Origin of the sequence: Niallia sp. FSL W8-0954 (genome assembly GCF_038005605.1) — a bacterium.
GTDB classification, from domain to species: domain Bacteria; phylum Bacillota; class Bacilli; order Bacillales; family Cytobacillaceae; genus Niallia; species Niallia circulans_A.
The window spans coordinates 150567-176133 of the sequence record NZ_JBBOTN010000001.1 but is presented as its reverse complement, the minus strand read 5'-3'; the positions used below and the strand labels follow the sequence as shown (position 1 = coordinate 176133).

Sequence of the window (25567 nt, the reverse complement as noted above, 5' to 3'; positions counted from 1 at the left end):
CTACGTTGCATTAATGAAAAAGGTTTCCTCCAATGACAAAAAAATCTCCTTTTTCAAGGAGATTTCTGTATCATATTGACCTATGACCACGCATCCAAGCTTATACCTCTGTAAGAGAAGGAGTCTCATCTTCTTACCGCCACATAATTTCTTATCGTAACATCCTCGTATTTTTTTTCAAAGGGAGAGAAGAAAATGAAAAAGTACTTAAAACTTATAGCTATACTTGCGACAATGTCATTTATTCTCATAGCCTGCAGTAATGATAATGATAAAAGTAAAATCAAGAGCAACTAGGAAAATAGCTCTATAGAAGAAAAACAGAATAACTCAGAGGAGGATGACAACCAAGCAAGTGAACCAGATGATACGACAGCTGAATCAGAAGAGAATAAAGCCGACAGTAATAAGTTTAACGATAAAGCTTCAAATAATAGTTCTAATACTCAGGCAGAAGAAAAAAAGGATAGTATATTATCTGCTTATTCTTCTAAAGAGATTGAGTATGCTCGCGTTTGGTTACAAATTGTTAATAATCAGGATATTGCAGAACTACGCGTTCAGCATATCTCAGCTGGAGAAACCAGTAAATCCTTATGATGCGGATAGTGTCCAATATCTGCAAGACGTTATATCGTTATCAGGGAAAACAATGGCTGATGGTGCCATCACATAAGAGGGAATGGGGATGGCACCATCAATAAATATGATATTCCTTCCCATTGGCCGAGTGCAGAACAAATAAAAGAACCTATGCAGGAATATACGAAAAACATTATTGAGTATCCAAAGGAAATCTCTATTCAACCTGGTAATGACGAAGAAGTCGAAAAATTGATTAAAATAATTAAAACTGAATTCTAAAAGAATCCACTGATAATAGAATACACTATTCCCATACACGCAACCCTGTTCTGTCTACTTGTTTCCCGGTAATTAAAGTAGATACGAATTGGCAAGTTGCGTGTTAGCATTTAGCATTCCGAAAGTATTAAAACTAACTTTAATTTAATAAATTTGCAATAATGCTGCCCTTTAAAGGGAGGTTAACCCTTCTTATATCAACGCACCCTTTAAAGTGGAAATCTCTATAATTATAATTAGTTGCCGACTTTTAAAAGTTCTAATCTAAATTCCTCCTCTAAATCGGCTAGCCTCATTAACTTCTCCGATATACCTTTCCAATCTTTATTTACAGACATAGAATGACACATCCCAAGAACCTTAGCCTGTTCAATCTTCAACTCTGATAGACGTGAATGCCTATCTTTAAAATACACTGCATAATCGTTGGCTCTTCTTGCACTTAATTGGAAAAGGAAGAATGTTGTATGCCCTATAGTATCAGCTGTAATAGGAGCATTTAATAACTGATCCGCATAAAAACAAATTGCTTCCCTTCCAATTAACCCTATATCCGCTTTTTCGAATTCCCGATAAGTTCTCTTAAAGTAATCAATTGCTCTCTCATATATTTCGTTATTGTTTAATGTGACGACCTTTTTTGCTGTAGACCAATATTTATTAATTCCTTTCCTATATGGAATCCCTTCCGCCATCCAAGCCTTCTTAAATTGGTCCAGTGATAATGGAACAAATGGAAAGCCAGCTGGATCTTGTACATAAATATTTTCATCATCCATTTGATAACCTAGCACATAATGGTCTGAACCATGTAAATTTTTATGATTCGGATGGTATGTTAGCTCCCCCATATCTAAAGGGCCTAGAATGACAGGGTTTTGTTTGATTTGCTTTTTTAACAACGTAAATGGGTCATCTAAGTCACTAGCTTGCTGATGCTCTTCTGCAGTAAATCCAAGGATGTTTAGAGCATAATTGATACCATCATCGGGATCTCTCATACTAAAAAAAAGGTTTTTTTCATTTTCTATCATGGCACCTAATCCAACACCAGTTAATACTTCTACAAGTTGAGGAGATACATTTTCTCCTATTGATGAAAGAAACATTGCAGTTGAATTTGAATAACAGTAATGGCCATTTCCTATATACATTAACATCACCTCCGAGTAGATAAGTTGATCTTACAATTTTGAAAATTGAAAAACAACATCAAACTTTATAATATTTCTTCTATATATTTTGCCTTCTCGTCAAACTTCTTCGAGCTGCATACTTATACAAATCTTGTATCACTTTCCGATAAAAATAAGGAAACTTCAGTATGAGAAACGGGATGCAACATGGAGAACTGCTAGCAATACATCCATAGTTAGCCATTTAATTAGTTCTACTTTTGATAACACTTCGTTAAAAACACAAAATACAAAACGTGATGTTTCTATTTGCCCATGATATAGATATTACATATGTATCGAAACGTTTAGGACACAAAAATATTCAAACCATACAAAATTATTATCTGGTTAATGCAAAAAAAAAGCACCAGCAATCTGCTGATGCTTTCCATCTGTAAAGTTATTTATAAAGTTCAAAGAATTAAACCAATTGAATTACATGATCAAAAACCACATTATATTACAAACCATTTTAACTTCCTGCAAGATGCACCTACAAATTCCAAGCACCCTATGGGAGCGATGGCTGAGTTATAATAAGGAATATGATTAGAAATAAAAAAAGAATTATATTATTAGTTATAAAATAAATTACTAGGGGAGGAACAGCGCATGAAAATTAACAATCTAGGGCTCTTAAATTCGTTATCTTCAATTATAAACTCTGGGAAATCTGCTAATATCGAATATATATTAGCAGAATATATTTTAAAAAATCTATATAGAATATCAAGTATTAGTATTTTAGAGATAACAGACGAATGCTTCACTTCACGATCCGCAATCAGAAGATTCTGTGAACAACTAGGATATGCTAATTTTAGCGAATTAAAAAGTTCTGTGAATAAATTGGTATTTCCAAGCAATTTAAGATTTAGAGATATTAAAGAGTACTCTAGCTATCAAACACATATAAAAAATCTTATTGATGACATGATATTAGATATTGATGAGCAATTAAACTTTGAGAACATCAATTATTTATGTCAGTTAATTCATAAGGACGTAAAGGTTGTACTTTTATGTGCAAATAATACTAGTGGAACGATAATAAAATTTCAACAAGAATTACTGTTTGCATCTAAGGTTATTCATGTTATTTCCACCTCGTTTACTAATAATAAGGTTTTAAATGATTTAAATGATGAAGACATTATTATAACTGTGTCAGCATCCGGTAAATTTGCAGAATTATCACTTGATTTTGTTAAAAATTTACGAGGACATAAATTCTTAATAACGGGGAATCAGGACAAGAGTATAAAACTGGCTTATGAAAATATTTTTTATATAAGCAAAAATAGTATTTCAAATGACTATCTTAGTATTTATGGAAAATATGGTATTACCTATATTTTAGATTTAATTTCTATGCAATATTTATTTTTATATGCTTAATTGATTTATAAATAGTAAAACCTCCTTGTAATAAGTTTTCTGACAAGAAAATTGGCTACAAGGAGGTGATAAGTATCCTATATTCGATTACATTACATAACTTTTTAAACTACTATGCGTGGAATCCAAAACTCAGCCATTATGATTGTAACAAAATGCAAGCTTTTTATTTAATAGATATGGTCGTAAATAAGCAACCGTACTGCATAATGGTAAAACATCCTTACTCAATTTAATTCCAAGGAAATCATTGATATATTCTTTTCTTTTTTGGATCCTCATCCAAAGTTCGGGATAATTTTTTCTTATCTCCTCTTTTAATGCATCGTCAGCTAGTGCAATTGTACTTTCAGCTGATACTCCATCATATCCAGCGACACGTGGTATTATATCAGTTTGAAAAATCATTCCACTTTTAATAATTTCATCCGAATTCTCATAAATCGGAGATGCCAGCCACTCTTCATCAGCCGTCAAGTGTCCTGGGCATAGCTCCCAATGAAACACTTCTTTAGGAAGAACAGAATTAATAAAGCTATACATGTCCCCACCAGACATCCCAATTCGAATATTCTCAAGCCATGCTACAATAGCAGTGTAATAAGGAGCTGCTAAGTCTTCTACATAATTTTTTTTACTTTCTGGTAACTCAGAGCGTTCCATAACAGCATATCCTGCTCTACTGGATAATCCTCCTTTATATCCCACAGTTAAAGAAATGGCATCCCCTTTCGTCACCTTTTTAGACATAGGGTATAAATTTCCCTTTTCAAATCTTTTACCTGTGGACGCTATCGTAACTACACTATTTCTTTGACCTAAATCATTCAGTTCTTTACCTAGTTCCATTTCAGAGACACCAACATCTAATTTATTTATAGTACGCAAGATGCAATCCGACGCAAGAGATGCTCCAAACTCATAGTGTGCTATTTCATTTGCATTATTCACTCTCCGTACTCCACGGTTTCCAGCAATGAAAATATCTGTTCTATTGGTTAGGGAACCCTCCTTCCCAACAATATCTCTGATCGTATCCACAATAAAAGAAGGAGTATCAAAGAAATTTCGATTATTCTCAACTTTACTTGTGAAGTGCTTCCATCCCACTAAACCAATTTTCATCGATTCTCGGATTCCTGCTTTAAGAAAGACGCTTGAAAATGGAGTATCGGGTTCCATAGGCTGATTGGGTAAGGAAAAGTGCGGACAATGTATTCCTTGTGCTGGTATTCTAGAGTATTGTGCCTTATTAAGGTTTTCATTTCCTAAGATTAGAAAGGCATCGCCTTTAGAGTGAAGAACCAATATAGCTTCTTCAAATCTTGGAACAAATCCCACTAAATATTCAAAGTTTCCGCCATGCTCAAGATCTGCATATACCAATAACGCATCAAGCCCATCCATTCTCATCTCTTGTAGTACATTTTCATATCTAGTCTTTATCGTTTCATCATCAATTAATAACGGTTTTCTACTACAATCAGGCATTGGTGCTTCCATTTCTCTCAACTGTACATTTTTTGAATTATACTTCATATATATATATCCTTTCTCCATCTACGTTATTAGTAACAGCACGTTTCTACTATAATACATTTTACATATGCCCTGCTGCATGCCATTGACCTACCATTTATTTTTTACTATTAATAATGACTATTTTGCTGTAACTGCTAAGATTGTCTCTTTGGCTATAGTAACATTTCCCGATAGTAATAGCTTATCAATTTTCAGCATTTCCTTTGTATTCACAATAATTATTGGAATAACAGTATTTTTTGCTCGTTTTTTCACCATATCTAGATCAACAGTTACAAGCGCATCTCCGACTTTAACCTTTTTTCCTTCTGTAACATGCACAGTAAATCCCTCCCCGTTCATAGAAACGGTTTCCAATCCAATATGGAGTAAGATTTCAGCACCATTTGCAGTTTTAATGCTAATGGCATGTTTTGTGGGAAAAACATGCATGATAACCCCATTTACTGGAGAACTTATATTTCCTTCAGCTGGCACAATGGCAATGCCATCACCCATCATTTTTTCTGCAAAAACAGGATCAGGAATATCTTCTAGCTTCATTATACTACCTGTTGCATATGCCTTTAATTCGATCGCTTTTGAAAATTCAACTTTTTTCATAAACATATTTTTAAACATAATTATCATCAGTTCCTTATTTTATATATTATCAATGGGAAACATAGGACGCATAATGCGTTTAAATGGCAGCCTTGCTGTATCCTGAAGTGTTGCTCCTCCTGTTAATGACATAACATTTAATTTCCCCGCAGCTTTTAATTCAGGAAAAATATATCCTTGTTTTACAATAATAATGTCATAGTCTTTATAATCAATACCAGCAGCATGAAACTGATGTAATTCCACAAAAGGATGATTATTTCCTGAAACGATGATATCAATTGGTTTGCCTTTAACAGTAACAGTGATACAATTTCCAAAATCTCCTTCACTTGTGTAAGCATAACCGGCCAGATATCCTTTAGCACTGACTATAACATCTAAATCAACTTTGGCAGATAACTCATCCAAATTCATTCCTAAAGAAATAGATAGTGTCTCTCCTACTTCACATTTAATCAACTCATTTAATGTTTTTGAATCATTAATACCAGCAAACAAAAACCTCTTTGCTTTAGATTTGGTATGATTTAGTTCTAACACTTGGCGTAATATGAATGTATTACATCCCACAGAGCCAGATGTTACATTATCACCAGAATCAGTAATAAACACAGGTTTATCTTCATACTCTATTGCCATTTTCATCGCCTCTTCAGGCTGTGCAGTTAATCCAGTATAATGAAATTCATAACGTTTATCCCATACATATTTTGCTAGTTTATCTGCAACTTCATTTGCATATTCCTGATCATCACCTGTTGCCGGGATGACCACAATACCACACCCTGCAACGTCGGTATCATGACGCAGGTAGCCTACATGCCACGAACAGCTAAGGATATTCGGATCTTCCTCCAATTTATCCATATATTTATTGATGGATTTTACAGGTTCATCAGCTGAAACACTCTGTTCGCCTCCCAAGATCATTGGCAGTTTACGATATACCGGTGTAATATTTTGCCGATTTCTTAAGAATGTAACTAGCATTTCACATACAAACTCTATTGTTTCTTGTATGTCTGTATGCGGGGAATGTCGATAGCTGCGGATCATTGTGGTGCTTTCTACATATTCTTTGGATAAGTTGCCATGTGGATCACAAACAACCGCTATTGGTAAATAAGGTCCAACTAATTGGCGAATCATCTTCAATATGTGGTGATCACCTGAGCCTCCATCTAATTCTGCTACTTCGCTTGCTCCATGGAGATGAAGAAAAATTCCATCAATTTCGTGAAGATGTTTTTTCACATCTTCCAATATTCTCCTTTCAATGTAGTCAAATGCTGGTTTCTCTAAAACACCACCAGCATTTGCGTTTGCATAAATGGAAGGGATAATTTCTATTCCCTCTCTTATAAACACATCTTTGCATTTCATCTCCTGAATACAATCTTCTCCAAATAAAAGATTAAAATCTTCCAAGTTGCTTTTATATGGGATGTTAGCATTTGATTCAATAATAAATTGTGCAATCATAATTTTCATTTTTTACACCTCTAACTTTTAATAACTGAAAACTCTTCCTATCTGCTTATTTCCATAGGTATCTATTTATATCGGCCTTTATAAAGTCAAAGCACTTTATCTAATTCTGGTTCAAACTTAGCATTCTTATTTGCTTCTGTTTTAGACAAAATGATCTTGCTTGCTACAAAAGATACAACAATTGCCACAATTGCCACAATGGCAGCTAAAAATAGATTTCCAAATCCACCATCATTATCCATAAAAAACAAAGCAGTCAGTAAGCCTGGACACCCTCCCATAACATAGCTTACTAATCCGAAAATACCAGCAACTAATCCTGCGCTCACAGCTCCAATTGCCGTTCCGATCAATACTTTCGGTCTCATGATTAGCGCTCCATAAAATGCTGGTTCTGTAACACCACAAAGTGCCGTCACACCAAAGGAAGTAATCATGCCTTTCTTGCTTTTATCATTTTTAATTGTAGTAGCTACGGCTAAGGCAGTTCCACCAATACACAAGTTAGAGATGAATCCCATAACCATAACAACTGGGTCATATCCAATTGATGCAACACTGTTAAACCCTATTGGCATTATAGCTTTATCTAACCCTAACATAACCATGTAAGGGTAAAATGCCGCAAGAATTGGCATGGCTATCCCACCAATGGTATCCATCATATTTGTAACTCCAACCCCTACATAATCACTTAGTACTGTTCCTATAGGACCTAAAGCAATCAATGTTATAGGAACAACAACTATCATGGTAAATAAAGGTTTCAAGAAGTATTTTACTGTTTCAGGTATATATTTTTGGAAGAATTTATCAACAAAATACATAAGTCCTACACCAAGCATAATGGGTAAAACACTGCTTGCATAATCAACCACTGGTATGGAGATTCCTAAGAAATCTAGTCCCTCGACACCGCTAATATTGGAACTAACCAAAAGGGCTCCTAAGAATGCCCCCATAATTGGTTCCATTTTTAATCGTTTTGCCATTGTGAAACCAATGTAAACCGGCAGGAAAGTAAACGCAGCACTAAATATGGCATTCAAAATTACTGCCGTTCCAGATTCCATATCAACACCAAAGTAATTAATCATTAAATTCCTAAGTGCTAGAATGATACCTCCTGTAATCAATGCCGGAACAATCGGCATGAAGATCGTTGCCATAAAACTACCAAATTTATTCACATAATACATTGCTTTCTTGTCCTCAGGTTCTTCTGCTGCTGAATCTGAACCACTGTGCTGTTCCTCTTTCCATCCTGATACTTCTAAGAAATCATTATATGCTTCATTAACATTCGGACCAATAATGACTTGAACCTGTCCAGCTTTGCTTACAATGCCTACAACATTTTCAATTCCTTTTAACGCTTCTTCATTTACAAGCTTTTTACTATTGTAATGTAAGCGAAGCCTAGTTGCACAGTGTTCAACATGATTCAAGTTATCGACACCACCAATGTGTTCAAGTACTTGTTTCGACATGTTAACATATTTCATTATTTTCCCTCCATTTCAATTCTTTTTGTATTAAGTGTTTGCTGTTTTACTTAACGGATGTACATCATAAAATCGATTCTTTAGCAAAAAAATACTTCAATAAGAAATACTTCTAATTACATAGGTAAATCGATTTTAGAGTATTGAACATCATCGGATTAGAAATCGCTTTAATTTCCAAAAACAAAATATATTGAAACGAATAACTTATACTACTTTCCGAACTTTAAGTGGAATTTTGTAAAATACAATCCACCTACAAGATATCAAAAGTATTTATGAATCTTTATAAAACCTTGTAGGTTCAGTTTGGATTATAAATAGTAAAACATTAATTTTTTTTATATTCTTTTACTTAGAACAAACATTATTTTAAATATTTCTTTTTGCTGCTATTAAGTCTTTAAACCAGTAGTAACTTTCCTTTGGAATCCGCTTATGATTATTTTCAAAATCAACTCGAACTAAACCATATCTTTTTTCATAGCCATTTATCCAACTATATATATCCATTGTTGACCACATATAATAACCTTGGACATTGACCCCCTCTTCACGTGCTTTTAGCATATAGTCAATAAACTCTCCTACTAATTTAATTCTCTCTTTATCTTCAACATAGCCATTTTCATCCGGGGTTTCATATTGACCATGTCCGTTTTCAGTGATATAGACCAAAATATCACCATATTTTTCTTTAATTTCCATCAGTGCATTATACATACATTTGGGATAGACTTCCCTGCCCCAAAGATTCCTTTTTACTTTTGGGTCAAATGAAGTTTCAAACATATTCTTAATACGAATGCCTTCCTTGGAATTGGAGCCTTTTCCTTTATTATTGTGAAAAACTTCCGTCTCACCCTCAGAATAATCTGTTACATATTGACGGTTATATAGGTTTAATCCAATATAATCAATCTTTCCTCTTGCAAATTCAACAAAATCCTCTTCATGAATAAACGTTGTACTAACATTATTGTCTTCTAAAACTGCTATTAACTCGGCAGGCAATTTTCCTAATACGGCTGTATCTAGTATAATTCGATTATAAAAAATATCCGCTCTTAGTTTTACTAGTCCTTTTTCTTTTGTAGTAGGATCTAGCTCCACATTACCGTTATCATGAACAACACCAATATTCCCATCCAAACTTAATTTTTTATACGTCTGAACAGCCTTAGCACTCCCTAGCATAAGGTTATAAACTACTGTCCAAAAACGTCCGAAGTCTGCTTTGTAATTTGGCGGATAGTTTCCTACTATATAGCTGCAATATGCATAATACCTTGGCTCATTAATAGTAGACCAAATTTTAACTCGATCCCCGAAATGTTCAAAGCATACTTTTGCATATTCATTAAAGGCATCCACAACTTTTCGATTTTCCCATCCACCAATCTTTGCCATTTCATTTGGAAGATCATAATGGAATAACGTAACATTTGGAATAATGCCTTTTTCCAAACAATAGTCGATAACGTTATTATAAAATTCAATTCCCTTTACATTCACTTCACCGACTCCATTTGGAATAATACGAGCCCAGGAAATCGAAAAGCGGTAAGTATTTTGATTTCCTTCTGCCATTAAATCAATATCTTCCTTATATCTGTGATAAAAGTCACTTGCAACATCACCATTTACATTCAAAATATTCAATGGACTCTTATGATTAAAACTATCCCATTCGTTTAAACCTTTCCCATCCTCTTTCCATGCTCCTTCACATTGATAAGCTGCAGTAGCTGATCCCCATAAAAACTCATTATTATTATTCATCTCGTTTAAACACTCCTCCCTTTAAGCTCTAATATAACGCTTTCACAATTTCATTATAGTAATTTTAAAAAAAGTCTGTGGTTCAAAAATGGAACGATTTGAGATTGATATTATCTATTCGTTTAGTTTTAAAGAAGAAAGTAAGCAAGCTCTCGTTCTGACCTCAAATAGTATTGTTCTTCAAAATCATAAAGAAAAACGGCTCTAATTACACAACGACAAAGATATTTTAGTTATTTTTTTGCATCCTTCTAGACATAATCTTTAATCGTATGTGATATATCCCCACTGCCAAAACCAATTCTGCACCTTTTGACAGCTTTGTAAATCTACCTTTCCTTTTTCAATAAATGAAAAAGCTCACAAATTTGATTAATCACCATTTGTGAGCCTTTATATCTTATTAAATTGAACATATTTTGTCCTTATAATGATGGTGGTCGGGGGGCGAAATAGGTTTTAAAGTATGATAATACACGTTTTTCCTATAACATTGTGTAATCACTTTTTGACTATATTGTATCGCCGATCCATTGGCAAAACGTTGATAGACCCAGCCAGTCATCTGTTTTCGAATATCCCGATAACTGTGAAGTATTATTCAGTCTGATATCTACTAACTTAGTTACATGATTACGTTCTAATAACTCTACGAATGTCCGTAATTTTTTTTGCAAAAAACCAATTGTACATAAATTAATTGTCATAGTATTCCTCCGAAAATTTTGTTAAGTATCTATGGTCCTGAATAAGCTTACAGTCTTATTAGAGATAATACTTATGATCCACTTTATTGGCGATTATGCTATAGCTTTCTAACTTGCATTATTGTCATGCTCCTTTTTTCGTATATCACAACAGTTAAAATGGACACAAGAATGATCGCAGTATTTGCAGCAATTGTTCCCGTCCAGGTCATCGTCATGGTACCAAAGATAGGGGATGCTGCATTGAACATGGTATGGAATAATACGGACATAAAGACAAAGCCTTTTCCTGAAATTTTGTAGATTGCCCCGTGGAAAAATCGAAAAGCCATGAGTTGAACTACAAACATCCCAAAGTTAATAAGCCCTTCACCGTGATTCGTCCCCGGAATGAAGAAAAGGGGAATGTGCCATACAGTCCAAATAATCCCAGTGAGAACAGAAGATACAACAAAGCCGTATTTTTTGTTGAGTTTAGGCTGCAATATGTACATCCAGCCAGCTTCCTCTAAGCCGCCAATAATAAGATTACCAGGCAGCGAAAGAAAAAACGTATAAAACGGAAGCACTATTTCTGTGCGGTCTGAAACTGCTATATGGATTAAGAAATACAGTGCAAGCCCTGCAACAACAAACAAATAGACAAATATGTTGTTTTTGATATAAAAAACAGTTTTCAACCATTCCTTAAAATCTGCTATTTTTTTATTTTTCTTCAAAACGACATATGAAGCAATAGCAGGCGACAAAATATAAATTGCAAAAGGAATATTCATCAAGAATTGCTGGAATGTGTGAACCCAATTGTGAACTGAATATCCGAATGGCCCAAGAACAATCAAGGCACCTGACACAAAATATGCTATGCTAAAAGTCAGCAGCGTAAATTGTACTGTGGTTTTTTTATCTATCATGGTATCTACACCTCACATTTTAGAGTATTTTTAAGTATCACTTGCAACATCACCATTCACATTCAAATATTCTATGGACTCTTATAGGTAAAAATATACCATGCTCCTTTACATAGATAAACTGCAGTGGTTGATCCCCATAAAAACTCATAACTATTATTCATTTCGATCAAATTGCGCCTCCCTTTAAGCTCTAATATAACGCTTTTCTCCTTTCATTATAATGATTTAAAAAGTCTGTGGTTCAAAAATGGGACGATTTAAGACTAATATTATCCATTTGTGAAATTTATAAGAAACAACCTAGCTCTCGTTCTAGTAATTCTCCACCTTTCAATGAAAATTGAGCAATAATTTAGTTTAATGAGGAATAAAGTGGATCATTGTACTCCATAGTTTCGCTGGGGAAAACCAATAGTACATAGTCTGAGGTGCTTGAAGGCTTCTGTTATGAGTTGTCATCAAATATAATCACAGACAACTTTTAGCATAAAAAAAGACCCTTTCCACAAGAGTGAAAAGAGCCTTGAAACGCCAAAAATTAACGTTTTGAGAACTGAGGTGCACGACGAGCGCCTTTAAGACCGTATTTTTTACGTTCTTTCATACGAGCGTCACGAGTTAATAATCCTGCGCGTTTTAATGTTGGACGGTATTCAGGATCTACTTGAAGTAAAGCACGTGCGATACCATGACGGATAGCGCCAGCTTGACCAGTATAACCTCCACCGTTAACATTTACTAAAATATTGTAGCTTCCAGTTGTTTCAGTAGCCACTAATGGTTGTTTAACAACTTCGCGTAAAGCTGCAAACGGGATATAATTTTCGATTTCACGACCATTGATGATGATTTGTCCGTCACCTGGAACTAAACGTACACGAGCAACAGAGCTTTTACGACGACCAGTACCGATATATTGAACCTGTGCCATTTGTTTTACCTCCCTTTATTAATTATCCACGAAGTTCGTAAACTTCTGGTTGTTGAGCTTGGTGCGGATGTTCGCTACCAGCATATACGTGTAATTTTCTAAACATTTGACGACCAAGAGAATTCTTTGGAAGCATACCTTTGATTGCAAGTTCTAACATTTGCTCTGGGTATTTAGTACGCATTTCTAAAGCAGTTCTTTGCTTTAATCCACCTGGGTGCATAGAGTGACGGTAGTAAATTTTGTCAGTTAATTTTTTACCAGTCAATTCAATTTTTGAAGCATTTAAAATAATTACATGATCACCAGTATCCACATGAGGTGTGAAAGTTGGTTTATGTTTACCACGTAGAATTGATGCAATCTCACTAGCAAGACGACCTAAAGTTTGGCCTTCAGCATCAATTACGTACCATTTACGATCAACATTGTTTGAATTAGCCATAAACGTTGTACGCATGAGTTTCCCTCCTGAAATGTTAAAGTTATAGTTTGTTTAAAATATAAATGTCTGTTCTTACGTCTATATGTTCACACAATTAAGTTCCGGGGCTTAATGTGGGATTAAAATACATACCATATTATGATATATCCTAGAGTAGCATATGTCAAGGGAATGTTACGCCAGGTTTAGTTGTTATGAGAAAAAAATCTTTTTTCCGTGACTTTTACTCAAAGAACATCACTTTTTACTTATAAGAAAAGGATTCCTTGGTCGCTTTCTGTACTCTTTTTGGAAAAGGAGGAAAGCATTAGTCTCCTCTCCCAGCGTCGCAAGAATCATGGTTTAATACCATACTTTCCAAAGATACAATCCATTTGCAGAGGCTGTTTTTCCTGCTGCCTTTCTATCCTTTTTCTCTAAAATTACGGGAATATCTTGTGGTAACTTTTTCCCTCTTCCTACATCTAATAAGGTACCGACCATAATCCGCACCATATTATAAAGGAATCCATTCCCTTGGAAAGAAAAAATTAACATATTGTCTTCCTCTGTAAGCTTTACTCCAGTAATCGTTCTTACTTTTCTTTCTTTGTCTGTTTTAGCAGAGCAAAAACTAGTAAAATCATACTCTCCAATAAAATAACAAAGTGCTTCCCTCATCGCCTCCATATTTAGAGCATATGGATAATAATAGGCATAATTACGTTTAAAGGGATCTCTCCGCTCTCCTAATTGAATAAAATAGCGATACTCTTTCGCTGTTACATTATATCTGGCATGAAAGGAGTCAGGTACTATCTCTGCATCTGCAACCACAATATCGTGGGGCAAAAGAGTATTTAGAGCAATCGGCCACTTATCTGCAGGTATATCAAGAGAGCTATCAAAATGAATGACTTGTCCCTTAGCATGAACGCCAGCATCCGTTCTACCAGAAGCCTGAATCTTTACTTCTACTCCTTTATGGAGCCTTCTTAAAGCCCTTTCGATTTCCCCTTGTACGGTTCGATCCTTTGGCTGAATTTGAAACCCACTGTAATTTGATCCATCATAGCTAACTGTACATTTATATCTTTGCATCGTATTCTCCATTATGTTCTTAATACAAACAGCATAGCTGTTATTAGTATCAGAATAATAATCATTATGGTATCAATAGGATTCCAGATTAATTGGCGGTATTTCGTTCTTCCTTCTCCACCTTGATAGCCACGTGCTTCCATCGCAATAGCAAGCTCCTCTGCTCTTTTAAAGGAGTTAACAAATAAAGGAATCAATAAAGGAATAATTGCTTGTACACGGCTTTTAATGGAGCCACTAGAGAATTCTACTCCTCTTGCCATCTGAGCCTTCATAATCTTTTCTGTTTCATCCATTAAAGTTGGAATAAAGCGCAGGGAGATAGACATCATAAGCGCCAGTTCATAAACAGGAAATTTCACCTTTTTTAGTGGTCCTAATAGTGTTTCAATTGCATCCGTTAACTCGATTGGCGTTGTTGTTAATGTAAGCAAGGATGTCATGATAATGAGCAAGAAGAAGCGAATAGAAATGAGAATCCCCATTCTAATACCTTCTTTATAAATCGTAATCCATCCCCATTCAAACAATAGCTCTCCATTTTTCGTGAAAAAAATATGCAAAATAAACGTAAAAATAATTAACCAAAAAATTGGCCTCAGTCCTAAATAAATGTACTTAATCGGTACATTGGAGATGGCGACTAAAGTACCTACATATACAATCAATAGCAAATAGCTCCAAATATTATTAGCCAAAAATACAATACAAATAAAGAGGAAAACAAGTAGTAACTTGGAACGGGGGTCCATTCTGTGTAATGTAGAATCAACGGGAATAAAACGCCCTATAATCATTTTTCCCATTAACTGCTCCCTACTTTCTTCTGAAGATACACTGCTAACTCATCCGTAAAATCTTCCATGTTTAAGTGAACCCGTTCCATCTTCATTCCGAATTTTGCTTCTACTTTCTTTTGGAATCGTACAACTTCAGGAACATTCAATCCAATAGCAGCTAAATCCTCTGCTTCTTTAAAAATTTCTATTGGAGTCCCTTGACGATGAACTTTCCCTTTATTCATAATGACTATTTGATCTGCATAATGAGCAGCATCCTCCATACTATGTGTAACTAGAACAGTCGTTAAATTTCGCTCTTTATGAAGCTTATAAAACATATCCATAATTTCTCGTCTGCCTCTTGGATCTAAACCAGCTGTCGGCTCGTCTAATACAAGTACATCTGGTTCCATAGCCAGCACACCAGCAATAGCTATTCTTCTCATCTGACCACCTGATAAATCAAAAGGAGATTTCATGAGAAAATCTTCAGACAATCCTACCTCACTTAATGCCTTTACAGCTCTTATCTTTGCTTCTGATTCAGGAATACCAAAATTAAGAGGGCCAAAACAGATATCCTTTTCTACTGTTTCTTCAAACAACTGTTGTTCTGGAAACTGAAAAACAATCCCTACTCTTTGCCGGATACTCCGCAAGTTCTTATGTTTCTGTCCACCTTCAAGTGTACGGTCACCTATTACCACTTTCCCTTTAGACGGTGTTAAAAGAGCATTAAGATGCTGTAAAATGGTAGATTTACCTGAACCAGTATGACCTATAACGGCAACATAGCTTCCTGAGGGAATATCAAAACTTACATCCTCTATCGCCAATCGCTCAAACGGAGAATTTTCCTGGTAACGATACTCTACTTTTTGAAGTGAGATGTCCATATGCCTGTCACCAACTCTTCTTCTGTTAAATATATTTCCTCTAATGAAATACCTTTGTTTATTAAGCTTTCTCTAATCTTAATAGTAAAAGGTATATCTAAACCTATTTCAACAAGTTCCTTCTGCAGTTTAAATATTTCCTTAGGATTACCTTCCTTATATACTCTACCCTTATTCATTACGATAATCCGGTCTGCCTTAGCAGCCTCATCTAGGTCATGAGTAATCGAAATAATGGTCATATTTTCTTTTTGCAGCTCTCTCATAATATCAAAGACTTCTTCTCTTCCCTGGGGATCAAGCATAGAGGTAGCCTCATCTAATATGATAATTTCAGGTTTCAATGCAATAATTCCTGCAATAGCGACTCTCTGTTTTTGTCCTCCAGATAGATGGTGCGGCTCTTGATCAAGAAAAGATAACATCTTTACTTTTTCCAAAGAACGCTCTACTCTTGTTACCATCTCACTTCTTGGAACAGCGTTATTTTCTAAACCAAAAGCCACATCATCCTTCACCGTTGTACCAACAAACTGATTATCAGGATTCTGGAATACCATTCCTACCTTTTTCCTTATGTCCCAGACAGTCTCCTCTGTTATCGGAATACCGTCTATTACTATAGAACCTTCATGAGAGAATTGTAATCCATTTAATAACTTAGCTAACGTAGATTTACCTGAACCATTATGTCCAACTATCGCAACCCACTCACCAGCGTTTACATGAAAAGAAACGCGATTAAGGGCATATTCTGACTGCTCCTCATATTTAAAGGATACATCTTCAACCTTTAGTAAAATCTTTTGGTCCATTATATTCCCACCATTTACCTGCTAGATATTATTGATTATAAATAAAGTAAAATTACTACATTCACATAAACAATTAATAACCTTCGTGTAGTAATCTCCGGGTAATAGTTCATTTTTTTATTCTAACTCATTGTTAAAGCAATATAAAAAAATAAACTCGCCAATTGGGCGAGCTTTGAATTGGTTTAACATAAGATTATTTGTATAATCTTTGATATCCTTTTTCTATGCTTGTTAAATATATCTTATGGTATTCCACTTCTTAGCACCCTGCAGTCCTAATAAAACATGAAAAAAGCCCGCACCTCTTTCTAACGATTTAATCCAAAGAAGAGGTGCACGAGCTAGACGAGTCATTAAATGAAGATAAATGCTCATCATAACACTCTATATTGGCTTGATCAAAAGTGAGGATTATTAAAGAAAAAGGGCACTTGAACAAGTTTCATAACAATATAAACTGTCCCGTACCCTAAGTTTCTTTGAAATCCTATTACACTAACTCGATAATTACCATTGGTGCTCCGTCTCCGCGACGAGGACCCATTTTCATGATACGAGTGTAACCACCTTGACGATCAGTATAACGAGCAGCAACATCACTGAACAACTTTTGTACAGCGTCTTGGTTTGTTTCAGCATTAGCAACTTCATGACGTACATAAGCAGCTGCTTGACGACGTGCATGTAGATCTCCACGTTTACCAAGTGTAATCATTTTTTCTACAACAGAACGAAGTTCTTTTGCACGCGCTTCAGTTGTTTCAATGCGCTCATTGATGATTAAGTCTGTAGTTAAGTCACGTAACATAGCTTTACGTTGTGCGCTTGTGCGTCCTAACTTTCTGTAACCCATGTGAGATTCCCTCCTTTTGTTAAAATACAAGCTTTATAGATATCGTTCATAATCAAGAGACTTATCAGTCGTCTTTTCTTAATCCTAATCCAAGCTCTTCTAATTTATGTTTTACTTCTTCAAGAGATTTTCTACCTAAGTTTCGAACTTTCATCATATCTTCTTCCGTCTTATTCGCTAATTCTTGTACGGTATTAATACCAGCACGTTTTAAGCAGTTATAAGAACGAACAGAAAGATCTAATTCTTCGATTGTCATCTCAAGAACTTTTTCTTTTTGATCTTCTTCTTTTTCTACCATAATCTCAGCATTTTGTGCTTCGTCAGTTAACCCAACAAAGATATTCAAATGCTCAGTTAAAATCTTTGCACCAAGTGCGATAGCATCTTGAGGACCTGTACTACCGTCAGTCCACACGTCAAAAGTTAACTTATCATAATTAGTCAATTGACCAACACGAGTATTCTCTACTTGATAAGAAACACGAGATACTGGCGTAAAGATAGAGTCAATAGGAATTACACCAATAGGTTGATCTTCACGTTTGTTTTGCTCTGCTGGTGTGTATCCACGGCCACGCTTTGCAGTTAAACGCATGCGGAAATTTCCGTTACTACCTAAAGTTGCGATATGAAGATCTGGATTTAAGATCTCTACATCACTATCATGTGTAATGTCTGCTGCTGTTACTACCCCTGCACCTTGCATATCAATCTCTAAAGTTTTTTCATCATCAGAGTATATTTTCAATGCTAGCTTTTTGATATTTAATATGATAGCTGTAACATCTTCTACGACGCCTTCAATAGTTGAGAACTCATGAAGTACCCCATCAATTTGAATGGATGTGACAGCGGCACCTGGCAGTGAGGATAGTAGAATACGACGTAAGGAGTTACCCAAAGTAGTACCATATCCACGCTCAAGTGGCTCTACGACGAACTTACCATACTTGGCATCATCGTTGATCTCAACCGTTTCGATTTTTGGTTTTTCTATTTCGATCATCAAGATATACCCTCCTTCAAAACGTCGAAACCTCGGTAATTTTTACCGAAATTCCCCATGTTTACGTTCCCGCTTGTGCACAACAACTGGGTTAGTTAGTAAATCTGTACGGGTTCTAAAAGTTTTAGTCATATCCCATTATAGACAAGGATAGAAAATTTATACAGAAAAATTAAACTCGGCGACGTTTAGGTGGTCGGCAACCATTATGAGGAACTGGAGTTACGTCTCTGATCGCTGTAACTTCTAGTCCTGCAGCTTGAAGAGCACGAATAGCAGCTTCACGACCTGCACCTGGTCCTTTAACTGTTACTTCTAAAGTTTTCATACCGTGTTCCATAGATGCTTTTGCAGCAGTTTCAGCAGCCATTTGTGCAGCGAATGGAGTAGATTTACGAGAACCTCTGAATCCAAGTGCACCAGCGCTTGACCATGAAAGAGCATTTCCATGAACGTCTGTAATAGTTACGATAGTATTGTTGAAAGTAGAACGAATATGAGCAACACCAGACTCAATATTCTTTTTAACACGACGTTTACGTGTATTAGTTTTACGTGCCATTATAATGTACCTCCTTTACCGATTATTTTTTCTTATTAGCTACAGTCTTACGAGGACCTTTGCGAGTACGAGCGTTGTTTTTCGTGTTTTGTCCACGAACTGGTAAACCACGACGGTGACGAAGGCCACGGTAGCAACCAATTTCCATTAGACGCTTAATATTTAAAGAAATCTCACGACGAAGATCCCCTTCTACTTTTAAACCGTCAATGATATCACGGATTTTGTTTAATTCATCTTCCGTTAAATCACGAACGCGTGTATCTTCAGAAACACCAGCTTCTGCTAATACTTTTTGTGCAGTATTTTTTCCAATACCGTAAATGTAAGTTAAAGATATTACTACACGTTTTTCACGTGGAATATCCACACCAGCAATACGTGCCATCTATATGCGCACCTCCTTGTTATTAACCTTGTTTTTGTTTGTGTTTAGGGTTTTCACAGATAACCATAACTTTACCACGTCTGCGGATAACTTTACATTTTTCGCAGATTGGTTTAACAGATGGTCTAACTTTCATTATCCTAACCTCCTTGATAGTACGGAGTGCAATCAGATTATTTAAAGCGGTAAGTAATTCTTCCGCGAGTTAAGTCATATGGAGATAACTCAACCGTTACTTTATCACCAGGTAAAATACGGATGAAATGCATGCGAATTTTACCAGAAACGTGAGCCAATACAGTATGACCATTTTCTAATTCTACCTTAAACATGGCGTTCGGCAAAGTTTCAGTGATTGTGCCTTCAATTTCGATTACATCGTCTTTAGCCATCGAAAATCTCTCCTTTCCATAAAAAAATACGAGATCCATCTTAACTAATATAGCAAAGTGTAGCTCTTCTTGTCACACGATCGGTGTACATTAAACTACTCTGAACTGCTCCTATAATATAATAAAACTGCATTAAACTGCAACTAATTGATTATACCATAAGAGAAGGTACTTCGTCCGCTATTAATTATAAAAAAATATAATAATAGGCAAAGAAATAGAAAAAGGTTTAATGCTACCAACTAAACTTAGCATTGCTAGATCATTCATTTTAAGAAAGAAATGATCTTTCCTCTCATTACGAACATTCTATCAACAGCCTTGTGTCTTATCGTATCGAAGTATGCAAGCATTTATATGACCTTTTTCAAGAAAAATTGTCATTCTTCAAGAGTCTAGCCTTAAAACTTCCCACTCATACTTGGTTTCACTTGAAAAGCCACATAGATTTCGTATTTCAAGGATTTCGTAGACTGTTCGACAACTGCACACCTGTTCTAATACCAATCGTCATAATAGAAAGAATAATAGTTACATTACCTTCTTCACTACTAGATAAAAAAGCAATTCAAGCGGAGTTACCATGAAATCCAAAATACTCTGCACCAATTATCTAAATTGATTAATCTTTTAACGAAGATAAACATGTCAAAATAACACGGTTATGCTTTTTTTGTTACAGATATAACCATGAAAATTATTATACCTTTTGAAAAAAGGAAATGCATCATGTTTAGGAATAAACTCCTCAGCCATTTCATCCCAATTCTTCTATTTATTATCTCTGATTTATTTCCATGCTAGAGAACAGATTAGTCAAAGCAAAAGTTACTCTTATTTTAAAGTACTTAATAATTCATCAAGATCTACGAATACTTTATTAATATCTTGTTGTCCATTGATATTACGAAGATAACCTTTTGACTCATAGAAATCAAGTAATGGTTGAGACTGCTTAATATTAACTTCTAAACGATTTTTCACTGTTGCTTCATTATCATCTGCGCGTTGGTATAATTCGCCTCCACAACGATCACATGTATCTGGCTTGGATGGCGGATTAAACACTAGATGATAGGTTGCACCACAGCTTTTACAAATACGTCTGCCTGTTAAACGCTCCATTAATATCTCTTGATCCACTTGAACATTGATACAAAAGTCTAGTTTCTTATTCAATTCAGACAAAATATTTTCTAAAGCTTCTGCTTGAGGAACTGTACGAGGAAAACCATCTAAAAGAAAACCTTTTTCACAGTCATCCTTGCTAAGTCTTTCGCGAACAATACCAATAGTCACTTCATCTGGTACTAATTCACCTTTATCCATAAAAGATTTTGCTTTTAGTCCCAGTTCTGTTTCGTCTTTCATAGCCGCACGGAACATGTCGCCAGTTGAAATATGAGGGATGTCGTACTTCGCGACAATCTTCTCAGCTTGTGTACCTTTACCTGCGCCAGGGAGCCCCATTAAGACTAAATTCATGCGTATTCCCCCTCAAGTTCTCTTACATAAAATTCAAGGGACAAACGTCCCCTAAATTATACTATTTAATAAAACCTTTATAGTGTCGTTTTACTAATTGAGATTCTAATTGCTTCATTGTTTCCAATGCAACCCCAACCACAATTATAATACTTGTTCCGCCAATCTGAGCAGATTGTGGAAGCCCTGCAATATTAATAAAAAATACAGGAAGTATAGCAATAATGGCTAAGAATAGAGCTCCAACTAGTGTTAAACGAGATAGAACACGTGATAAATAATCTTGCGTACTTTTACCAGGTCGAATACCTGGAATATATCCACCTTGTTTTTTCAGATTTTCAGAAACTTGTTCTGGGTTTACCTGAATGAAAGCATAGAAATAAGTAAACGCAAGGATTAATACTGTATATATAATCATTCCTATTGGATGAGTATAATCAAATACTCTTTGAATCCAGGAAGTAACATCATTTTGCGGTAAGAATGATGCAATAGTTCTCGGTGTGACCAAGAAGGAAACTGCAAAGATAACTGGAATAACACCAGCAGAGTTTACTTTCAACGGTAAATGTGTTGATTGACCACCTGTGCTGCTATTTCCGTTTACCATTCTTTTAGCATATTGAATTGGTATCTTTCTAAGAGCTTGCTGAATGAAAATTACTCCTACTACTATTGCAATGACAGCTATAACAATTAAAGCTAACGTTACAATATTAAGGAACAATTGATCACCCGGGTTGTCAAACTGCTGAGCATAGATTTGATTAGCAATAGAAGGAATTCCTGCTGCGATACCAGCAAAAATGATAATAGAAATACCATTACCAACCCCTTTAGAAGTTATTAGTTCTCCTAACCACATCAAAAAGGCTGTACCTGCTGTTAACACGATCGAAATTACCAAATACGACGAAAATCCAGGTTTTGTAATCAATGCACCACCAGCAAGATTATTAAAACCGTATGACATACCAAAACCTTGGATAAGAGCTAGAACGATTGTAAAGTAACGCGTAAATTGCGTTAACTTTCTTCGTCCAGCCTCACCCTGCTTTGACCATTCCGTAAATTTTGGCACAACATCCATTTGTAATAAGCTTACTATAATAGATGCTGTAATATACGGCATGATCCCCATCGCAAGAATAGAAAAGTTTTTTAGTGCTCCACCACCGAAAGTATTTAAAATTCCGAAGGCGCTAAAAGCATCTTGTGCTTTTAGAAAGTCTGCATTCACGTACGGTACAGGAATAAATGTACCAAGGCGAAATATAATCAACATTAATAGGGTGAATATGATTTTTCGTCTTATTTCACCCACGCGCATAAAATTGGAGATTGTCTGAAACATCAGATCACCTCTGTTTGACCGCCGGCAGCTTCAATAGCTTCCTTTGCAGCAGAGGAGAATTTATGAGCTTTAACAGTAAGCTTTTTCTCTACATTGCCTTTTGCAAGAATCTTAATTCCTGCTTTTTCGTTGCTAACAACTCCTGTTTCGATAAGAAGTTCTGGAGTTACTTCAGTTCCCTCTTCAAAACGATTTAGAGTATCTAAATTAACAATAGCGTATTCTTTACGGTTGATATTAGTAAAACCACGTTTAGGTAAACGACGGAATAAAGGCGTTTGACCACCTTCGAATCCAGGTCTTACACCCCCACCTGAACGTGCGTTTTGACCTTTATGACCTTTACCAGCAGTTTTACCATTACCTGAACCGATACCGCGCCCTTTGCGTTTACGTTCTTGACGAGAACCTTCTGCAGGTTTTAATTCATGAAGTTTCATTTTGGCACCTCCTTATTGAAGAAGAATGATTTTTAGTTTTCTTTTACAGTTACAAGATGTGATACTTTATTGATCATACCGCGAATTGCAGCATTATCTTGTTGAACAACTGTTTGATTTACCTTACGTAATCCTAAAGCTTTAACTGTTTCGCGTTGGTCTTGCGGACGACCAATTACGCTTCTAGTGAGGGTAATTTCCAGATTGTTTGCCATTTAATTTCCCTCCTTATCCTAACAGTTCTTCTACTGATTTTCCACGTAACTTCGCTACGTCTTCAGCACGTTTTAATTGTTTTAAACCGTCTAAAGTTGCACGAACCATGTTAATTGGTGTGTTAGTACCTAATGACTTAGATAAGATATCAGCTACACCAGCTAATTCAAGCACAGCACGTACTGGACCACCAGCGATAACTCCTGTACCTGCAGAAGCAGGCTTTAATAGAATTTCACCAGCTCCGAAATGTCCGATAATTTCGTGTGGAATTGTTGTACCAACCATTGGTACTTCAATAAGATTTTTCTTCGCATCTTCAACCGCTTTGCGAATTGCATCAGGTACTTCTTGAGCTTTACCAGTACCAAAACCAACGTTACCATTTTTGTCCCCAACTACTACTAGAGCAGAGAAACGAAAACGACGTCCACCTTTAACAACTTTCGCTACACGGTTAACTGTAACTACGCGTTCTTCAAGTTCAAGTTTGTTTGGATCAATACGACGCATCTTTTTATGTCCCTCCTTTGTCTATTAAAATTCTAGGCCGTTCTCACGAGCAGCATCAGCTAAAGCTTTTACGCGACCATGATATAAATATCCTCCGCGGTCAAATACTACTGATTTAATTCCTTTTTCTACAGCACGTTTAGCTACTAATTCACCGATCTTAACTGCAGCTTCTAAATTACCAGTAGATTCAAGGTTAAGCTCTTTATCTAATGAAGATGCACTTGCGATTGTTACACCGTTAACATCATCAATTAATTGAGCGTAAATGTGTTTGTTTGAACGGAACACATTTAAACGAGGACGAGCTTCAGTTCCGCTAAGTTTAGAACGCACACGTGCGTGTCTTTTCTTACGAACTTGATTTTTATCAGCCTTCGTAATCATTTAGGTCACTCCTTTCGTTTACCTATGCGGCATTACTTACCAGTTTTACCTTCTTTTCTACGTACATATTCGCCTTCATAACGGATACCTTTCCCTTTATAAGGTTCTGGTGGACGAACGTCACGAATGTTAGCAGCAAGTGCTCCAACACGCTCTTTACTAGTTCCTTTTACAACTACTTTCGTAGCAGATGGTACTTCGATTTCAATACCAGCTTCTGGTTCGATTTCTACTGGATGAGAGTAACCTACGTTCAATACAAGTTTGCTTCCTTGTTTTTGAGCACGGTAACCGACACCGATTAATTCAAGACCTCTCTCAAAGCCTTTTGAAACACCCTCCACCATGTTAGATAACAATGCACGAGTTGTTCCATGTAATGCACGATGTTCCTTCACATCAGAAGGACGAGTTACATTAATCACGTTTTCTTCTAAGCTGATCGCAATATCAGAATTAAAAGTACGAGTTAATTCACCTTTAGGACCTTTCACCGTTACAGTACTTTTATCAATAGTAACTGTAACGCCTGCTGGTACTTCGATTGGTTTTTTACCTACACGAGACATTTAGTTGCACCTCCATTCATTAAACCTATTATTACCAAACGTATGCTAATACTTCTCCGCCAACTTGTTTCGCACGAGCTTCTTTATCAGTAAGTACTCCTTGAGAAGTAGAAACTAATGCAATTCCAAGACCGTTTAATACACGAGGTACTTCTGTTGCTTTCGCATAAACACGAAGACCAGGTTTACTAATTCTTTTAAGTCCAGTTATTACACGCTCGTTGCTTGAACCGTATTTTAAGAAAATGCGGATAATACCTTGTTTGTTGTCTTCGATATATTCTACATCACGTACAAAACCTTCACGCTTTAAGATTTCAGCGATCTCTTTTTTGATGTTAGAAGCAGGAACTTCTAATTTTTCGTGACGAACCATATTCGCATTACGGATTCTTGTAAGCAAATCTGCAATTGGATCTGTCATAACCATTTGTATTTACCTCCTTCCCAATAT

30 protein-coding genes are annotated in these 25567 nt (G+C 35.7%); 3 read left to right on the top strand and 27 right to left on the bottom strand.

What is annotated here, in order from left to right:
* The first annotated feature begins 340 nt into the window (after positions 1-340).
* On the top strand, positions 341-676 hold the full coding sequence (locus NX902_RS00955) for a hypothetical protein (protein WP_095333673.1): 336 nt from the start codon (positions 341-343) through the stop codon (positions 674-676).
* Positions 677-1100: 424 nt separating this feature from the next.
* On the opposite strand, the gene NX902_RS00950 is transcribed toward NX902_RS00955, so the two are convergent.
* Complete coding sequence (locus tag NX902_RS00950; protein WP_095333670.1) at positions 1101-2024, bottom strand: BtrH N-terminal domain-containing protein; 924 nt, start codon at positions 2022-2024, stop codon at positions 1101-1103.
* Positions 2025-2423: 399 nt separating this feature from the next.
* Here NX902_RS00950 and NX902_RS00945 point away from each other — a divergent pair, with 399 nt between their 5' ends.
* A complete protein-coding gene (locus NX902_RS00945; RefSeq protein WP_341160492.1) occupies positions 2424-2579 on the top strand; it encodes a hypothetical protein in 156 nt (51 codons plus the stop codon).
* Positions 2580-2654: 75 nt separating this feature from the next.
* A complete protein-coding gene (locus tag NX902_RS00940; RefSeq protein WP_095333669.1) occupies positions 2655-3440 on the top strand; it encodes a MurR/RpiR family transcriptional regulator in 786 nt (261 codons plus the stop codon).
* 132 nt (positions 3441-3572) lie between these two features.
* On the opposite strand, the gene NX902_RS00935 is transcribed toward NX902_RS00940, so the two are convergent.
* The 26 genes from NX902_RS00935 to rpsH all read right to left on the bottom strand — a co-directional run bounded on the left by NX902_RS00935 (position 3573) and on the right by rpsH (position 25543).
* Positions 3573-4979 carry a M24 family metallopeptidase gene (locus NX902_RS00935; protein ID WP_123260141.1) on the bottom strand — a complete coding sequence of 469 codons (1407 nt, stop codon included), beginning with the start codon at positions 4977-4979 and terminating at the stop codon, positions 3573-3575.
* A gap of 120 nt (positions 4980-5099) precedes the next feature.
* Positions 5100-5585 (bottom strand): PTS sugar transporter subunit IIA, encoded by a 486-nt coding sequence (locus NX902_RS00930; protein WP_341123518.1) that lies wholly within the window; start codon positions 5583-5585, stop codon positions 5100-5102.
* Positions 5586-5624: 39 nt separating this feature from the next.
* Positions 5625-7079 (bottom strand): M81 family metallopeptidase, encoded by a 1455-nt coding sequence (locus tag NX902_RS00925; RefSeq protein ID WP_095333664.1) that lies wholly within the window; start codon positions 7077-7079, stop codon positions 5625-5627.
* An 86-nt stretch (positions 7080-7165) separates the two neighbouring features.
* Positions 7166-8584 carry a PTS transporter subunit EIIC gene (locus NX902_RS00920; RefSeq protein ID WP_171509187.1) on the bottom strand — a complete coding sequence of 473 codons (1419 nt, stop codon included), beginning with the start codon at positions 8582-8584 and terminating at the stop codon, positions 7166-7168.
* Positions 8585-8956: 372 nt separating this feature from the next.
* Positions 8957-10366 (bottom strand): glycoside hydrolase family 1 protein, encoded by a 1410-nt coding sequence (locus NX902_RS00915; RefSeq protein ID WP_095333660.1) that lies wholly within the window; start codon positions 10364-10366, stop codon positions 8957-8959.
* An 805-nt stretch (positions 10367-11171) separates the two neighbouring features.
* The gene (locus NX902_RS00910; RefSeq protein WP_163188078.1) at positions 11172-11987 is read right to left on the bottom strand and encodes a CPBP family glutamic-type intramembrane protease; all 816 of its coding nucleotides are present in this window, start codon (positions 11985-11987) and stop codon (positions 11172-11174) included.
* 541 nt (positions 11988-12528) lie between these two features.
* The gene (gene rpsI / locus NX902_RS00905; RefSeq protein WP_047943731.1) at positions 12529-12921 is read right to left on the bottom strand and encodes a 30S ribosomal protein S9; all 393 of its coding nucleotides are present in this window, start codon (positions 12919-12921) and stop codon (positions 12529-12531) included.
* 22 nt (positions 12922-12943) lie between these two features.
* Positions 12944-13381 carry a 50S ribosomal protein L13 gene (rplM, locus tag NX902_RS00900; RefSeq protein ID WP_047943730.1) on the bottom strand — a complete coding sequence of 146 codons (438 nt, stop codon included), beginning with the start codon at positions 13379-13381 and terminating at the stop codon, positions 12944-12946.
* A 327-nt stretch (positions 13382-13708) separates the two neighbouring features.
* Positions 13709-14446 (bottom strand): tRNA pseudouridine(38-40) synthase TruA, encoded by a 738-nt coding sequence (gene truA, locus NX902_RS00895; RefSeq protein ID WP_328588024.1) that lies wholly within the window; start codon positions 14444-14446, stop codon positions 13709-13711.
* A gap of 11 nt (positions 14447-14457) precedes the next feature.
* Positions 14458-15252, bottom strand: coding sequence for an energy-coupling factor transporter transmembrane component T family protein (locus NX902_RS00890; RefSeq protein WP_095333650.1), 795 nt, complete (start codon positions 15250-15252; stop codon positions 14458-14460).
* Positions 15252-16124 carry an energy-coupling factor ABC transporter ATP-binding protein gene (locus NX902_RS00885; protein WP_303984676.1) on the bottom strand — a complete coding sequence of 291 codons (873 nt, stop codon included), beginning with the start codon at positions 16122-16124 and terminating at the stop codon, positions 15252-15254. The genes NX902_RS00890 and NX902_RS00885 overlap by 1 nt, the downstream gene beginning before the upstream one ends.
* Positions 16100-16939, bottom strand: a complete 840-nt coding sequence (locus NX902_RS00880) for an energy-coupling factor ABC transporter ATP-binding protein (RefSeq protein ID WP_095333646.1) — start codon at positions 16937-16939, stop codon at positions 16100-16102. The genes NX902_RS00885 and NX902_RS00880 overlap by 25 nt, the downstream gene beginning before the upstream one ends.
* A gap of 493 nt (positions 16940-17432) precedes the next feature.
* Complete coding sequence (gene rplQ / locus NX902_RS00875; RefSeq protein ID WP_016204582.1) at positions 17433-17795, bottom strand: 50S ribosomal protein L17; 363 nt, start codon at positions 17793-17795, stop codon at positions 17433-17435.
* 64 nt (positions 17796-17859) lie between these two features.
* Complete coding sequence (locus NX902_RS00870; RefSeq protein WP_016204581.1) at positions 17860-18804, bottom strand: DNA-directed RNA polymerase subunit alpha; 945 nt, start codon at positions 18802-18804, stop codon at positions 17860-17862.
* 172 nt (positions 18805-18976) lie between these two features.
* Positions 18977-19366, bottom strand: coding sequence for a 30S ribosomal protein S11 (rpsK, locus tag NX902_RS00865; protein WP_016204580.1), 390 nt, complete (start codon positions 19364-19366; stop codon positions 18977-18979).
* Positions 19367-19388: 22 nt separating this feature from the next.
* The gene (gene rpsM / locus NX902_RS00860; RefSeq protein WP_016204579.1) at positions 19389-19754 is read right to left on the bottom strand and encodes a 30S ribosomal protein S13; all 366 of its coding nucleotides are present in this window, start codon (positions 19752-19754) and stop codon (positions 19389-19391) included.
* 22 nt (positions 19755-19776) lie between these two features.
* Positions 19777-19890, bottom strand: coding sequence for a 50S ribosomal protein L36 (gene rpmJ, locus NX902_RS00855; RefSeq protein WP_000868344.1), 114 nt, complete (start codon positions 19888-19890; stop codon positions 19777-19779).
* Positions 19891-19927: 37 nt separating this feature from the next.
* Positions 19928-20146, bottom strand: coding sequence for a translation initiation factor IF-1 (gene infA, locus NX902_RS00850; protein WP_016204578.1), 219 nt, complete (start codon positions 20144-20146; stop codon positions 19928-19930).
* 834 nt (positions 20147-20980) lie between these two features.
* The gene (locus tag NX902_RS00845) at positions 20981-21631 is read right to left on the bottom strand and encodes an adenylate kinase (RefSeq protein ID WP_095333644.1); all 651 of its coding nucleotides are present in this window, start codon (positions 21629-21631) and stop codon (positions 20981-20983) included.
* Positions 21632-21692: 61 nt separating this feature from the next.
* The gene (secY, locus tag NX902_RS00840; protein WP_095333642.1) at positions 21693-22988 is read right to left on the bottom strand and encodes a preprotein translocase subunit SecY; all 1296 of its coding nucleotides are present in this window, start codon (positions 22986-22988) and stop codon (positions 21693-21695) included.
* Positions 22988-23428 carry a 50S ribosomal protein L15 gene (gene rplO, locus NX902_RS00835; RefSeq protein ID WP_047943723.1) on the bottom strand — a complete coding sequence of 147 codons (441 nt, stop codon included), beginning with the start codon at positions 23426-23428 and terminating at the stop codon, positions 22988-22990. Before rplO ends, secY begins: the two co-directional genes overlap by 1 nt.
* Before the next feature lie 32 nt (positions 23429-23460).
* Positions 23461-23643 carry a 50S ribosomal protein L30 gene (gene rpmD / locus NX902_RS00830; protein ID WP_016204574.1) on the bottom strand — a complete coding sequence of 61 codons (183 nt, stop codon included), beginning with the start codon at positions 23641-23643 and terminating at the stop codon, positions 23461-23463.
* 13 nt (positions 23644-23656) lie between these two features.
* Entirely contained in the window at positions 23657-24157 is a 501-nt protein-coding gene (rpsE, locus tag NX902_RS00825; RefSeq protein ID WP_047943722.1) for a 30S ribosomal protein S5, read from the bottom strand.
* Positions 24158-24181: 24 nt separating this feature from the next.
* Positions 24182-24544, bottom strand: coding sequence for a 50S ribosomal protein L18 (gene rplR / locus NX902_RS00820; protein WP_047943721.1), 363 nt, complete (start codon positions 24542-24544; stop codon positions 24182-24184).
* A 32-nt stretch (positions 24545-24576) separates the two neighbouring features.
* Positions 24577-25113 carry a 50S ribosomal protein L6 gene (gene rplF / locus NX902_RS00815; RefSeq protein ID WP_095333640.1) on the bottom strand — a complete coding sequence of 179 codons (537 nt, stop codon included), beginning with the start codon at positions 25111-25113 and terminating at the stop codon, positions 24577-24579.
* A 31-nt stretch (positions 25114-25144) separates the two neighbouring features.
* Positions 25145-25543: a 30S ribosomal protein S8 gene (rpsH, locus tag NX902_RS00810; protein WP_016204570.1), complete on the bottom strand. Its 399-nt coding sequence runs from the start codon at positions 25541-25543 to the stop codon at positions 25145-25147.
* Positions 25544-25567: the final 24 nt, after the last annotated feature.

Coding starts and splice junctions, on each gene's coding strand:
- NX902_RS00845 (WP_095333644.1), bottom strand. CDS start 21,631: ATGAATTTAGTCTTAATGGGGCTCCCTGGCGCAGGTAAAGGTACACAA.
- NX902_RS00955 (WP_095333673.1), top strand. CDS start 341: ATGACAACCAAGCAAGTGAACCAGATGATACGACAGCTGAATCAGAAG.
- NX902_RS00885 (WP_303984676.1), bottom strand. CDS start 16,124: ATGGACATCTCACTTCAAAAAGTAGAGTATCGTTACCAGGAAAATTCT.
- infA (WP_016204578.1), bottom strand. CDS start 20,146: ATGGCTAAAGACGATGTAATCGAAATTGAAGGCACAATCACTGAAACT.
- NX902_RS00890 (WP_095333650.1), bottom strand. CDS start 15,252: ATGGGAAAAATGATTATAGGGCGTTTTATTCCCGTTGATTCTACATTA.
- NX902_RS00870 (WP_016204581.1), bottom strand. CDS start 18,804: ATGATCGAAATAGAAAAACCAAAAATCGAAACGGTTGAGATCAACGAT.
- rpsK (WP_016204580.1), bottom strand. CDS start 19,366: ATGGCACGTAAAACTAATACACGTAAACGTCGTGTTAAAAAGAATATT.
- rplR (WP_047943721.1), bottom strand. CDS start 24,544: ATGATTACGAAGGCTGATAAAAATCAAGTTCGTAAGAAAAGACACGCA.
- secY (WP_095333642.1), bottom strand. CDS start 22,988: ATGTTTCAGACAATCTCCAATTTTATGCGCGTGGGTGAAATAAGACGA.
- rplQ (WP_016204582.1), bottom strand. CDS start 17,795: ATGGGTTACAGAAAGTTAGGACGCACAAGCGCACAACGTAAAGCTATG.
- rplF (WP_095333640.1), bottom strand. CDS start 25,113: ATGTCTCGTGTAGGTAAAAAACCAATCGAAGTACCAGCAGGCGTTACA.
- rpmD (WP_016204574.1), bottom strand. CDS start 23,643: ATGGCAAACAATCTGGAAATTACCCTCACTAGAAGCGTAATTGGTCGT.
- NX902_RS00945 (WP_341160492.1), top strand. CDS start 2,424: ATGCTTTCCATCTGTAAAGTTATTTATAAAGTTCAAAGAATTAAACCA.
- rpsE (WP_047943722.1), bottom strand. CDS start 24,157: ATGCGTCGTATTGATCCAAACAAACTTGAACTTGAAGAACGCGTAGTT.
- NX902_RS00920 (WP_171509187.1), bottom strand. CDS start 8,584: ATGAAATATGTTAACATGTCGAAACAAGTACTTGAACACATTGGTGGT.
- truA (WP_328588024.1), bottom strand. CDS start 14,446: ATGCAAAGATATAAATGTACAGTTAGCTATGATGGATCAAATTACAGT.
- NX902_RS00935 (WP_123260141.1), bottom strand. CDS start 4,979: ATGAAGTATAATTCAAAAAATGTACAGTTGAGAGAAATGGAAGCACCA.
- NX902_RS00930 (WP_341123518.1), bottom strand. CDS start 5,585: ATGAAAAAAGTTGAATTTTCAAAAGCGATCGAATTAAAGGCATATGCA.
- NX902_RS00880 (WP_095333646.1), bottom strand. CDS start 16,939: ATGGACCAAAAGATTTTACTAAAGGTTGAAGATGTATCCTTTAAATAT.
- rplM (WP_047943730.1), bottom strand. CDS start 13,381: ATGCGTACAACGTTTATGGCTAATTCAAACAATGTTGATCGTAAATGG.
- NX902_RS00915 (WP_095333660.1), bottom strand. CDS start 10,366: ATGAATAATAATAATGAGTTTTTATGGGGATCAGCTACTGCAGCTTAT.
- rpsI (WP_047943731.1), bottom strand. CDS start 12,921: ATGGCACAGGTTCAATATATCGGTACTGGTCGTCGTAAAAGCTCTGTT.
- rpsH (WP_016204570.1), bottom strand. CDS start 25,543: ATGGTTATGACAGATCCAATTGCAGATTTGCTTACAAGAATCCGTAAT.
- rplO (WP_047943723.1), bottom strand. CDS start 23,428: ATGAAACTTCATGAATTAAAACCTGCAGAAGGTTCTCGTCAAGAACGT.
- NX902_RS00950 (WP_095333670.1), bottom strand. CDS start 2,024: ATGTTAATGTATATAGGAAATGGCCATTACTGTTATTCAAATTCAACT.
- NX902_RS00910 (WP_163188078.1), bottom strand. CDS start 11,987: ATGATAGATAAAAAAACCACAGTACAATTTACGCTGCTGACTTTTAGC.
- rpsM (WP_016204579.1), bottom strand. CDS start 19,754: ATGGCACGTATTGCTGGTGTGGATATTCCACGTGAAAAACGTGTAGTA.
- NX902_RS00940 (WP_095333669.1), top strand. CDS start 2,655: ATGAAAATTAACAATCTAGGGCTCTTAAATTCGTTATCTTCAATTATA.
- rpmJ (WP_000868344.1), bottom strand. CDS start 19,890: ATGAAAGTTAGACCATCTGTTAAACCAATCTGCGAAAAATGTAAAGTT.
- NX902_RS00925 (WP_095333664.1), bottom strand. CDS start 7,079: ATGAAAATTATGATTGCACAATTTATTATTGAATCAAATGCTAACATC.